Below are 12495 nucleotides of genomic sequence, written 5' to 3'. Positions count from 1 at the left end.
CGAGGACGCGGACGAGGATGACGACGCCGAGGTAGGGGTCGTACCAGGAGTCGACCAGCAGGGCGCGGAGGGGGGCGGCGCGGTCGCCTTTGGGGGGCGGGATCTTTTTGACGATGGCCTCGAGCACTTCGTCGATGCCGATGCCGGACTTGGCGGAGGTGAGCACGGCTTCGGAGGCGTCGATGCCGATGATGTCCTCGATCTCGCGGCGGACCTTCTCGGGCTCGGCGGCGGGGAGGTCGATCTTGTTGATGACGGGGACGATCTCGTGGTCGTGCTCGATCGACTGGTAGACGTTGGCGAGGGTCTGGGCCTCGACCCCCTGCGCGGCGTCGACGACGAGGAGCGCGCCTTCGCAGGCGGCTAATGACCTGGACACCTCATACGCAAAATCCACATGCCCCGGCGTATCCATCAAATTCAGCTCGTACGTCTCTCCGTCCGATGCCTTGTACTCCAACCTCACCGTCTGCGCTTTTATGGTGATGCCTCGTTCGCGCTCGATGTCCATGTTATCAAGCACTTGCTCGCTCATCTCGCGCGCGGTGAGGCCGCCGGTGGCCTGGATCAGCCGGTCGGCCAGCGTCGACTTGCCATGGTCGATATGAGCAATGATGGAAAAGTTGCGAATGCGCGCCAAGTCGGTCATGCCGCGCCCTTAGCCGCACTGCCCCGCCCTGTCAGCCCGGCTGTTCTCTAGGCCGCGCGGCTGGCGCCCATCTGCACGTCGACCTGCATGAACCGGGGGCGCGAACCGCCGCCGGAGGCGTTCTGGATCAGGGCGTACTGGCCCGAGGGCAGCGCCTTCAAGGGCATCCCGGCGGCGGCGAGCGCGTAAGGTGAGATGCGGTGGCGGGTGCACAGGCCGTCGGCGCCGTCGCTGATCAGCGGCGTTTCGAACTCGATACCCTGCGTGGCGTCTTGCGAACGGCGTACAGTGCCGACCGCGAGCTGCCCCTCGCTGAGGTCCAGCACCAGATCGGTGCCCACCGGCACGTCGAGCAGCCCCTCGATCATCGCGCCGGTCTTCGACAGGTTGCGCATGACCGCTTCGTAACGCGCGTCCTCGTGAATCACGCCGATCCTGCGGAACACCGTGCGCCGCTGCGAGCGCTGCTTGGGCGGGCCCGACGGCTGGTAGACGAAATCGCCGTCGCCGAGCTTTTCGAGCACTTGTGCCTGCGGCACGGCGCGCGAGTAGATGAAGCCCTGCACGTTGGTCGCACGGCGCAGGCGCACCAGGGCCAGCTCGTCCATCGCCTCGACGCCTTCGGCGGTGGTCTCCATCTCGAGCGCCTCGGCCAGGCTGACGATCGCGGCGATGATCGCCGAGTTCGAATTGTCGCTCTCGGTGCAGCCGCGCACGAACCCCTGGTCGATCTTGATCTTGTCGAACGGCGCGCGGCGCAAGTAGCCGAGCGACGAATAGCCGGTCCCGAAATCGTCGAGCGAAAGCTTGACGCCGATCTTCTTGAGCCGCGCGAACATCGTGTCGACGGCGGCCTTGTCGCCCATGAACACACTCTCGGTGATCTCGAGCTCGAGCTGGCGCGCCTTGAGGCCCGTCGAGGCGAGCGCGTTGGTTACGACGGTCGGCAGGTTTTCCGAATTGAACTGGTGCGCCGACACGTTGACTGCTACCCGCAGCTCGCCGGGCCATTGCGCGGCGTCGGCGCAGGCCTGCCGCAGCGCCCACTCGCCGAGCGAGTTGATGAGGTTCGATTCCTCGGCGATGGGAATGAACACCGCCGGGCTGATCGCCCCGCGCTCGGGATGTTCCCAGCGCATTAGCGCCTCGAAACCGACAACCGTGTTGTCGGTTGCCCGCACGACCGGCTGGTAATGCATCTGCAGCTCGCCGCGGGTGAGCGCGTCGCGCAAGTCTTCCTCGACCTCGCGCCGCTTCTGCGCGCTGTCCTTGAGGTCGTTCGAATAGAACCGATACTGACCGCGCCCGCCACCCTTGGCCGCGTAGAGCGCGAGGTCGGCGCTCTTGATCAGGTCGGCCGGCTCGATGCCGTCGTAGGGTGCGATCGCCATGCCGACCGAAGTGCCGATGATCGCCCGGCTGCCGTCAAGCGAATAAGGCTGCGAGATCATCTGGATGATCCGGTGGGCCAGCTCGCCAAGCTCGCCACGGTCGTCGATGTCGGGGAGGATGATCTGGAACTCGTCGCCGCCCAGGCGCCCGATCTCGCCCTTAGTTCCGACGATCCGTTCGAGCCGCTGTGCGACCTGCTTGAGCAACTCGTCGCCCGCCGGATGTCCGAGCGTGTCGTTGACCTGCTTGAAGCGGTCGAGGTCGAGCATCATCAAGGCGCAACTGCGTTTGGCCGAACGGTAGGCGGTGAGGAGGGCGGTCAGCCGCTTGCTCATGCGGTTACGATTGGCAAGGCCGGTCAGAGCATCAAACTGGGCGGCACGCGAGGTGTCGCGATTGCGTTCGTAGTCGGCGGTGATGTCCTTGGCGCCGCCGCGATAACCGAGGAACGCTCCCTCGGGATCCTGGTAGGGCTTGCCGCTGATAGTCCACCACCTCGGGTCGCCTTCGCTGGCGAGCCGAACGGTCAGGTTGGCGAACTTGGTGCGCGCGCTCAGGAGGAACGGCAAGGGCCGCTCGGCGGCCTCGTCGTTGACGTCCTGCTCGAGAATGAACAGCGACGCGAGCGCCCGCCCGATCAGGTCCTGGTGGCTAAGGCCGAACAACTCGGCGGCGCTCGGCGACAGGTAGATCAGGCGGTTCTGGTCATCGGTGGCCCAGAACCACGCGATCCCGCCCGCCTCGAACTCGTCTAGCAATTGTAGCCGGCGATGGGAATCGTCCATGGCGATCGGCGACAGGATGTCGTCGCCGGCGCGAGACGCGCGTCCGCCCGGACCCGGCTTGGTCCCCAATCCTTGCAAGATGCCGCGCATCGCCATCTAGTGTCCGCGTTTGACTCCCGCTTCTCGTTTCCGACGCAAGCCCAAGTGATAAAACGTATTTCTAGACCTTCGCGCTTAACAATCCTCTAAGCACGGCAGGCTGCCGACCAGCTATCCAGCCTTCTGGATCAGCGGCCGTCGCGCCGGCGGTGGGCCATCCTGCACCGCCTCGATCCGGCCGCTTGCGTCGCGCGGCAGCGGACGTGCGAATTCCAGCCCCAGACGGTCCTGCGCACACCACCGCGTGGTCGCTACAGCCACATGGTTGTCGGAAAGCTGGATCTTGAAGATAGTGCCCACGGGCACGTTCCACAGCCCTTCGACCAGCGCCCCCGTGCTCGAGATGTTGCGGATCGTGCCGTTGTAGAACTGCCCGTTGTGGTCGAGCAGCACCTTGCGTAGCATCGTCTGGCGCGGAGCGCGCGCCGAGCGCGGGCCCTTGGCCACCGCGGCGAGGCCGGTCTTGAGCCGTTCCAGCGCCGCCGAGGCATCGAGCGGCCGTTCGTAGATGAAGCCCTGGACATGGCTGCAGCCGTGCATGCGCACGAGGTCGAGCTCGTCGAGCGTCTCGACTCCTTCGGCGGTGGTATCCATGCCAAGGGCGTGCGCCAGGCTGGTGATCGAGGCGATGATCGCGCCGTTGCGGCTGCCTGGCTGGGTCGTGCCGCGCACGAAGCTCTGGTCGATCTTGATCTTGTCGAACGGCGCCTTCTTCAGATAGCCGAGCGAGGAATAGCCGGTACCGAAGTCGTCGAGCGCCAGGCGCACGCCGATGCGCTTGAGCGCGGCAAACATGGCGTCGGTCCCGTCGTCGTCGTTCAGGAACACGCTTTCGGTGATTTCCAGCTCCAGACGCGATGGCCGGATGCCGGCCTGGGCGATCGCGTTGGTGACGACCGTCGGCAGCTCCTTGTTGGCGAATTGCAGCGGCGAGACATTGACCGCGCAGCGGACGTCCTCCGGCCATTTGGCGAGATCGTGGCAGGCCGTGCGCAGCGCCCATTCGCCGATCTGCGCGATCATGCCGCTATCTTCGGCGATGCCGACGAACTTGTCGGGCGAGATCCAGCCTTGCGTCGAATGTTTCCAGCGCAGAAGCGCCTCGAAACCGACGATCTGCTCGCTCGCGGTCGCCACGACCGGCTGGTAGAACAGCTGCAAGTCTCCGTTGGCGATGGCGCCGCGCAGGTCCTTCTCCACCTCGGCGCGCGCATGCGCCGCTGCATGGAGGTCCTCGGCATAGAAATGGTGGCGGCCGCGGCCGGCATCCTTGGCCGCGTAGAGCGCAAGATCGGCGTTGCGGATCAGGTCGTCGCTGTCGGTGCCGTCATCGGGCGAAACAGCGATGCCGATCGATGCTCCGATGACGATGCTTTGCCCGTCGACCGAATAGGGCTGCGACAGCGAATGGATGATGTCCTTCGCCATGTCGGCCAGCCGCGAGCGCTCGGTCCGATTGGGAACGATGACCTTGAATTCGTCGCCGCCGAGACGGCCGACGCGCCCAGCCTGGCTGACGGTGCGTTCGAGGCGTTGCGCGACCTGTCGCAAGAGCGCATCGCCGACCGGGTGACCGCGAGTGTCGTTGACGTGCTTGAAGCGGTCGAGGTCGATCAGCATGACCGCGCAGCTACGATTCATCTCTTGCGGAGCGGAGAGGATCTTCTCGAGCAACTGCGACATCTGTAGGCGGTTGGCGAGGCCGGTGAGCGAATCGTAATTGGCCAGCCGCGAGACTTTCTCCTGGCTGCGGCGCTTCTCGGTGAGGTCGTTGCCCGATCCGCGGAAGCCGACGAAATTGTCGAACTGGTCGTAGATCGGCCGCCCGCTGACCGACCACCAGCGCTCCTCGCCGCTGGCCGCCTTGACCGGAAGCTCGTGAAAGGCCGAACGGGCGCTCAGGTGAAACAGCAAGCTGCGTTCGCCTTCCTGGGCCTCGCCGAGGTCGAACAGCTCGGTAAGCGGCCGCCCGATCAACGCCTCGTGATCGAGGCCGAGCAGCGCGGCCACCGGCGTGGAAACGTAAGTCAACTGCGAGCGGCGGTCGGTCTCCCAGAACCAGCCCTGCCCGGTCTCCTCGTAATCGGCGAGAATGTCGCGGGCGCGGGTTTGCGCGCGGTCGCGGGCCAGACGGCGCTGCAGGTCGGCGCTATCGAGCTTGCGCTGCTCGCGAGTGGCGATGAGCACGGCAGCAAGACCGAGAAGCAGGAGCGTCACGGCGAAAGGCGGCGTGGTCATGCCGCTCATGGGTAGCCACAAGGCGATCTGCCCGCCGACGATGAGCCCCGCCTGGCGCCGCAAGTGCGCGCCGGCCACGGCGCCGACACCGATCAGCATGCAGATGAGCGCCGGCATGGGCAACACGCCCGAGCGGTTCCAGGCGACGGCGCCTTCGGCGAACAGCAGCAGCGGGACAAGCACCGTCAGCGCCAGCCCGGCCTTGCGGAACATGCCGCCGCCGGGCCTGGCTTCCATCCGTCGGGCAAGCGGAAGCGCGCAGAAGCCGGCGAACGAGAGAAGGAAACAAGCCACAGCCGCGGGCGGAGGCGATGTCCTCGTCATGGCTGCATTGAACGCGACCGCGCCGGGAATGACTGCGGCGAGGTAACGCGACGCGCGCGGCAGCATGCCGGACATGCCGGTCGCCTCCACGCCCGACAGCGAGAGGCGGTCTTCGGAGGGATCGCGGCGGGCGATATGCCGGCGCCGGTCGGCCTGGGTTTCCTCCCTTGCCGTCGCGCCGGGCGCGGCTGCGCCCTCTCGCACGGGGCTTCGTTCGCCCACGCCTTCAGGTTCGCCGATCGGACGAGCCGCTGGTCGCGCACCAAGCATCGGGCGACTATGACGCTATGCCTTTGAAAATCAGTTAACCCGGCAAGTTTTGCCCAATCCCGGCAATCGCTCTCTTGCGGCGGCGAATCCCCGGCTTAAGCATCGCTCCCGGGAGATCGTTGCATGCGCCACATTGCGATCGTCGGGTCCGGCCCGGCAGGCTACTACACCGCCGAGGCCGCGCAGAAGGAATTCGGCGATGACGTGCGGGTCGACATCTTCGACCTGCTGCCGGTTCCCTATGGGCTGATTCGCACCGGCGTGGCGCCCGATCACCAGTCGATCAAGGCAGTCTCGCGGCGATACGAGAAGACGGCGCTGAGCGACAACGTGCGCTTCGTCGGCAACGTCACCGTAGGCAGGGACGTGACGATCCCCGAGCTGCAGGAGCTGTACGACGCCGTGGTCCTGGCGACCGGCGCGCCCAAGGACCGGCCGCTCGACATTCCCGGGGCGGAGCTCGGCAACGTGTTCGGCAGCGCGGCCTTCGTCGGCTGGTACAACGGCCATCCGGAATTCGCCGAGCTCGACCCCGACCTGTCGGGCAAGACCGCGGTGGTGATCGGCATGGGCAACGTCGCGCTCGACGTGGCGCGGATCCTCGCCAAGACACAGAATGAGTTCGCCGGAAGCGATATCGTCGCCCATGCGCTCGACGCCCTGATGGCCTCGAAGATCGAGCGGATCGTGATCCTCGGCCGGCGCGGACCGCACCAGATCATGATGACGCCCAAGGAACTGGGCGAACTGGGCGAGCTCGAGCGCGCCGCGCCGCATGTCGATCCGCGCGACTTGCCGGACGAAGCCGAGGACGCGATCCTCGAACCGGGCCTGCGCAAGTCCGTCACCCTGATCCGCGGCTTTGCCGCCATGCCCGAGCATATCCGCGCCGAGAAGCGCATCGCCATCGAGTTCGATTTCTTCGCCCAACCGATGGCACTGAGCGGAGACGGCAAGGTCGAGTCGATCGAGGTCGAGCGCACCGAAGTCGTCGCCGGACGAGCGAGCGGCACCGGCGAGCGCTACAGCATTCCCGCCAGCCTGGTGGTGAGTTGCATCGGCTATCGCACGACGCCGATCCCCGACGTGCCCTTCGACGAGCGGCAGGGGCGCTTCGCCAACGACGACGGGCGCATCCTCCCTGGCCTCTACGCCGTCGGCTGGGCCCGCCGCGGCCCGTCGGGCACGATCGGCACCAACAAGCCCGACGGGTTCGGCGTGGTCAAGCTCATCCGCGAGGACATCGAGAGCGGAGCGCTCGGTGGTGCCGCGCGCCATGGCCGTCCGGGTTTCGACGCGCTGGCCGAGGCACGCGGGCTCGATGTGGTGACATTCCGCGACTGGAAGAAGATCGAGGAAGCCGAGGAACGCGCCGCCCGCGAAGGCGCGCCGCGCGAGAAGTTCGTCGATATCGAAGCGATGATCAGGGCGCGGGGTTAGACCCGCATCGGCATCAATACGTAGAGCGCGGGGCTCTTTTCGTCCTGACGGATCAGCGTCGGCGCGCCGGCGTCGGCGAGGTGCAGCTCCACTGTGTCGCCGTCGATCTGGCCGAGAATGTCCTTGAGGTAGTTGGCGTTGAAGCCGATCTCGAACGGTTCGGAGCGGTAGTCGGCGGAGACTTCCTCGGCCGCGGTGCCATTGTCGGGGCTGGTCACCGACAGCGTCACCTTGTCGGCATCAAGCGCCATCTTGACCGCGCGGGTGCGCTCGGTTGCGATCGTCGCGACGCGGTCGACGCCCTCGTAGAAACTCTTCGGATCGAGTTTCAAGAGCTTGTCGTTACCCGTTGGAATAACGCGCGAATAATCGGGGAAGGTACCGTCAATCAGTTTGCTGGTGAGGACCATCCCGCCTTCGCCGCCGAGCGTGAAGCGGATCTTGCTCGCCGAGAGGTCGACCTCGACATTGCCGTCGAGCGCTTCCTCGAGCAGCTTGCGCAGCTCCGCCACCGCTTTGCGCGGCACGATTACGTCGGGCATGCCCTCGGCGCCGTCGGGGCGTGGAATGGTGAAGCGCGCGAGCCGGTGGCCGTCGGTCGCCGCCGCCTTGAGCACCGGCTTGTCCTCCTCCGACACGTGCAGGAAGATGCCGTTGAGGTAATAGCGCGTCTCTTCGGTCGAGATCGCGAAGCGGGTGCGGTCGATCAGCTCGGCCAGCGTCTTGGCCGGGATTTCGAAGCTGGTCGGCAAGTCGCCCTCGACGATGACGGGAAAATCGTCGCGCGGCAGCGTCGGCAGCGAGAAGCGACTGCGCCCCGCCTTGACGGTCATCCGGTTGTCGGCGGTCTCGAGGCTGACCTGGCTGCCGTCGGGGAGCTTGCGGGCGATGTCGAAGAGCAAGTGCGCCGAGACGGTAATCGCCCCGGCGGTCTCGACCGAGGCGGCGTCAAGGCTCTCGATCACCTGCAAGTCGAGGTCGGTGGCCATGATCTTGACCAGCCCGTCGACCGAAGCCTCGATCAGCACGTTCGACAGGATCGGGATCGTGTTGCGCCGTTCGACCACCGACTGCACGTGAGACAGGCAGCGAAGCAGCTTGGCGCGTTCGATGGTGGCCTTCATCGGTCCTTCTCGTTCCCCCTTGCGCGCCCCCGGGAGTGACCGGGAAAGGCCGGAATCGCCCTCAAGCGCCGGAAAATGTCGCCAATACCCTTAGCGCTAGGGGCGGATGCGGCAAGGATGAATGGCGAAGCGCTGGGGATAAACGCGCTCTCAGGCGAACATCGCCATGCCGCCGTTGACGTGCAGCGTCTGGCCTGTGACGTAGCCCGCCTCCTTGCTGGCGAGATAGACCACGGCCGCGCCGATGTCCCCGCCCTCGCCCATCCGGCCGATCGGAATGCGCGCGTTGAGCGCCTCCTTCTGCGCGTCGGGCAGCACTTCGGTCATTGCGGTGCGGATGAAGCCGGGTGCGACGCAATTGGCGGTGATCCCGCGGCTGGCGACTTCCTGCGCGAAGCTCTTGGTCATGCCGACCAGCCCGGCCTTGGCCGCCGCGTAGTTCATCTGCCCCGGATTGCCGGTCGCGCCGACGACGCTGGTGATGGTGACAATACGCCCGAAGCGCGCCTTCATCATCGGCCGCGAGGCGGCGCGCATCAGGCGAAACGCGGCTTCGAGGTTGATGCGGATCACCGCGTCCCACTCCTCGTCCTTCATCCGCATCGCCAGGTTGTCGCGGGTGATCCCGGCGTTGTTGACGAGGATGTCGAGCTGCCCGAACGTGTCGAGCGCGGCGGGCACCAGCTCCTCGACCTGGGTGGCGTTCGACAGGTCGCAGGTGATGTCCACGTGCGTGCCGTTCGGGTGCCGGTACTCGTCGTTCAGCTCCTCGCGAAACGAGCGCAGCTTGCTCGAATTCGACCCCGACAACGCCAGCCGCGCCCCCTGCGCAGCCAGGCATCGCGCAATCGACGAGCCGATCCCGCCGCTGGCTCCGGTGACGAGGGCGGTCATTCCGGTAAGATCGAACATGCTCACAGCTCCTTCGCCAGCGCTTCGATGTCGGCCATGGTCACCACGCTGGTGACGGTTACATCTTCGACGGTACGCGAGACCATCGGGCCGAGAACCTTGCCGCCGAGCTCGACGAAACGGTCGACCCCGGCGGCCTTCATCGCCAGCACGCTCTCGCGCCAGCGGACGCGCCCGGTGACTTGCTGCACGAGCAGCAGGCGCTCGGCCTCGGGATCGGTGCACGAAGCGGCGGTGACATTGGCATAAAGCGGCAGACGGAAGGGCTGCGGGGGAACCCGTTTCAGCGCTTCATCCATCGCGTCGGCCGCCGGCTTCATCAGCGAGCAGTGGAACGGCGCGGAGACGGGGAGAAGCACGCCGCGCTTGATGCCGAGATCCTTGGCCATCGCCACGGCGCGCTCGATCGCACCTTTGGCGCCGGAAAGCACGACCTGGCCGGGATCGTTGTCGTTGGCGACTTCGCAGACCTCGTCCTGGGCCGCTGCCTCGGCGAGCGCGGTGGCCTTGTCGATGTCGGCGCCAAGCAAGGCGCACATGGCGCCCTCGCCGACTGGCACCGCTGCCTGCATGGCCAATCCGCGCAGCCTCAGGAGCCGCGCGGTGTCGGCCAACGTGAAGGCGCCGACAGCACACAGCGCGGTATACTCCCCGAGGCTGTGGCCGGCCACGCAATCGCCCTTGTCGGCCAGCGAAATGCCGCCTTCCCTCTCGAGCACGCGCAAGACTGCGATGGCGTTCGCCATGATCGCCGGTTGCGCGTTCTCGGTCAGCATGAGCGTGTCCTCGGGACCTTCTCCCATGATCGCCGACAGCTTCTGCCCGAGCGCGTCGTCGACTTCCTGGAAGACCTCGCGCGCCGCGGCGCTGGCCGCGGCCAGCTCGGCGCCCATGCCGACTTTCTGACTGCCCTGGCCGGGGAAGATGAAGGCTCTCATCGCGTCTCTCCTGTTGCGAGCGCGGTTAGGAGCGGGCGAAGTCCGCCGCAAGGCCGAACGGCACGATCTTGTTCGCGGCGTCATGGCCGATGTCGGCAAGGCCGAGATAGGGAATGCCCGTGCGCTCGCACCAGTCGCGGGCGATCGCCTCCGAGTCGCTCCCAAAGGGCCGGTCGTTGTCGGGCACCGCGCTCAATCGGCCCAGGCGCAAGCCGGCAATCCCGCGCAGATGTTCGGTGACGTGGAAGAACAGCCGGTCCACCGCATAGAGATGCTCGGCGACTTCCTCGACCAGGACGGCGTAGCCGGTGAGATCGGGCAGGAACCGTGTCCCGCACAGCATCGCCAGCGTGATCAGGTTGAACGCCACCGCCGGTTGCCCGCCAAGGTCGGGCTCGAGACCTGCGCGCGCTCCGGCGAACCAGCCGAGCGCGCGGCGGATGGCGTCGGTGCCGCCTTCGCGCCGGACATCCACCGGCATCGGCCCGTGCACTGCCCGCGCGAAGCCCTCGCGGTGCGCCGCCGCGAGGAGATAACCGCAGTCTGAGTAGCCGAACCACTGCTGCTGCGCCGAGCGGCCCGATAGCGCCTCGACAGCCTGGGCGACGATCCGGTTCGAGCCGTACCCGCCCTTGGCAAACCAGACGACGTCCGCCGCCGAGTTGGCGCAGGCGAGCAATGCGCCGAGCCGCATCTCGTCAGGCCCGGCGAAATGGCCGCCGTCGGCAAAGCATTGCGGATGAAAATCGAGCTGGAGCTCAGGGAACTCCGCTTTCGCCAATGCTTCCACGCGCGCCGCATCCTCGCTCGTGATGGGGGTGCCTGGGGCACAGATGGCGATGCGGGTCATCGCCTGCTTCTAGCTGCCTTGTGTTACAGGCGACAACTGCATACCTGCCAGCCATGCCCGACGCTGCCGACCTCACCGTCCATCCCTGGTTCTTCTGCGGTATCGGCGGTTCGGGAATGCTGCCGCTGGCGACGATCCTCAAGGGCCTCGGCGCCGAAGTCGCGGGCTCCGACCGCAGCCGCGACCAGAGGCGCACGCCCGAGAAATTCGCCTCGCTCGAACGCCAGGGCTTCACGCTTTTCCCGCAGGACGGCAGCGGCATCATTTCGGCCGAACAGACGCTGGTCGCCTCCGCCGCGATCGAGGACACCGTGCCCGAAGTGGTCCGCGCGAAAGAGCTCGGTTGCCCGCGGATGACCCGCGCAGAATTGCTCGCCACGCTATTCAACGCCTCAGCGTGCGGCATCGCTGTCGGCGGGACCAGCGGCAAGTCGACCGTCACCGGGATGCTCGGGTGGATCATGCAGGATGTGGGGCGCGACCCGACAATCATGAACGGCGCGGTGATGAAGAACTTCGTCTCGCCCGACACGCCATTCGCCAGCGCCAAGGTCGGCAAAGGCGATGTGTTCGTTTCCGAAGTCGACGAGAGCGACGGCTCGATCGCGCTCTACCGTCCCCAGGTCGCGGTACTGCTCAACGTCAGCCTCGACCACAAGAGCATGGAGGAGCTGCGCGCGTTGTTCTCCGGGTTCGTGCTTACCGCGGAGCGAGTGGCCGCCAATGCCGACGACGACGAAGCGCGCCTGATCGCCGCGCATGCCGGCGACGTGATCACTTTCGGGATCGACAATCCCGAAGCTACGCTGGGCGTTACCGCCGACACAATCGAGGACACAGCGAGCGGCATCCAGGCGGTCCTGATCGACCGTCGGGACGATACGATCCATCCGCTGGTGTTGGCGATGCCGGGCCGGCACAACCTGTCGAACGCGCTGGCGGCCGTCGCGGGTGCCGTCGCCGCAGGGGTTTCGGTCCACGACGCCTGCCTCGCGCTGACGACGTTCAAGGGCCTCGCCCGGCGCTTCGACGTGATCGGCACCAGCCCGGGCGGCGTGACGGTGATCGACGACTTCGGCCACAATCCCGAGAAATGCCGCGCAACCTTGCGCACCCTCAAGGCGCACCCCGGCCGGGTGATCGCCTTCTTCCAGCCGCACGGTTACGGACCCTTGCGGCAGATGGGCCATGAGCTGGCGCGGACCTTCGCCGAGGAGCTTGGGCCGGAGGACCTCACGTTGATGTGCGATCCGGTCTACTTTGGCGGTACCGTCGACCGTAGCGAAGGCAGCGAGCGCATCGTCCAGCTGATCGCGGAAGCTGGCGGGCATGCCGAGTACATTCCGACCCGCGAGGCCTGCGGCCAGAGGATCGTCGAGATCGCCCGCCCGGGCGATCGCGTCGCCGTAATGGGCGCGCGCGACGACACGCTGACGGAGTTTGCCCGGGGTCTGCTCGCGCGCCTCCCCTGAGG

At 66.7% G+C, this 12495-nt stretch carries 9 protein-coding genes; 2 read left to right on the top strand and 7 right to left on the bottom strand.

Features of this window, described 5'->3' with window-relative positions:
* The 3 genes from G7B69_RS01850 to G7B69_RS01840 all read right to left on the bottom strand — a co-directional run.
* Nucleotides 1–649 (bottom strand): GTP-binding protein (locus tag G7B69_RS01850; RefSeq protein WP_166175446.1); only part of this gene is annotated, 649 nt, incomplete at its 3' end.
* 47 nt (nt 650–696) lie between these two features.
* A complete protein-coding gene (locus tag G7B69_RS01845; protein WP_243414986.1) occupies nt 697–2922 on the bottom strand; it encodes an EAL domain-containing protein in 2226 nt (741 codons plus the stop codon).
* A 114-nt stretch (nt 2923–3036) separates the two neighbouring features.
* Nucleotides 3037–5691: an EAL domain-containing protein gene (locus G7B69_RS01840; RefSeq protein ID WP_243414985.1), complete on the bottom strand. Its 2655-nt coding sequence runs from the start codon at nt 5689–5691 to the stop codon at nt 3037–3039.
* A 189-nt stretch (nt 5692–5880) separates the two neighbouring features.
* On the opposite strand from G7B69_RS01840, the gene G7B69_RS01835 reads away from it, so the two are divergent.
* A complete protein-coding gene (locus G7B69_RS01835) occupies nt 5881–7197 on the top strand; it encodes an FAD-dependent oxidoreductase (RefSeq protein ID WP_166175442.1) in 1317 nt (438 codons plus the stop codon).
* Here G7B69_RS01835 and dnaN read toward each other — a convergent pair.
* The 4 genes from dnaN to G7B69_RS01815 all read right to left on the bottom strand — a co-directional run bounded on the left by dnaN (nt 7194) and on the right by G7B69_RS01815 (nt 11021).
* Nucleotides 7194–8321 carry a DNA polymerase III subunit beta gene (dnaN, locus tag G7B69_RS01830; RefSeq protein ID WP_166175440.1) on the bottom strand — a complete coding sequence of 376 codons (1128 nt, stop codon included), beginning with the start codon at nt 8319–8321 and terminating at the stop codon, nt 7194–7196. The genes G7B69_RS01835 and dnaN overlap by 4 nt on opposite strands.
* Before the next feature lie 150 nt (nt 8322–8471).
* The gene (gene fabG, locus G7B69_RS01825; protein WP_166175438.1) at nt 8472–9233 is read right to left on the bottom strand and encodes a 3-oxoacyl-[acyl-carrier-protein] reductase; all 762 of its coding nucleotides are present in this window, start codon (nt 9231–9233) and stop codon (nt 8472–8474) included.
* Between the two features lie 2 nt (nt 9234–9235).
* Nucleotides 9236–10171 (bottom strand): ACP S-malonyltransferase, encoded by a 936-nt coding sequence (gene fabD, locus G7B69_RS01820; RefSeq protein ID WP_166175436.1) that lies wholly within the window; start codon nt 10169–10171, stop codon nt 9236–9238.
* Between the two features lie 25 nt (nt 10172–10196).
* Nucleotides 10197–11021: an LD-carboxypeptidase gene (locus tag G7B69_RS01815; protein ID WP_166175434.1), complete on the bottom strand. Its 825-nt coding sequence runs from the start codon at nt 11019–11021 to the stop codon at nt 10197–10199.
* A gap of 53 nt (nt 11022–11074) precedes the next feature.
* Between G7B69_RS01815 and G7B69_RS01810 the strand changes: the two genes are divergently transcribed.
* The gene (locus tag G7B69_RS01810; protein ID WP_207785920.1) at nt 11075–12493 is read left to right on the top strand and encodes a glutamate ligase domain-containing protein; all 1419 of its coding nucleotides are present in this window, start codon (nt 11075–11077) and stop codon (nt 12491–12493) included.
* Nucleotides 12494–12495 lie beyond the last annotated feature (2 nt).

This window comes from Croceibacterium segetis (assembly GCF_011320115.1).
GTDB lineage: Bacteria > Pseudomonadota > Alphaproteobacteria > Sphingomonadales > Sphingomonadaceae > Croceibacterium_B > Croceibacterium_B segetis.
Note: the sequence above shows the minus strand (reverse complement) of the source record. Positions and strands in the feature narration are given on the sequence as shown.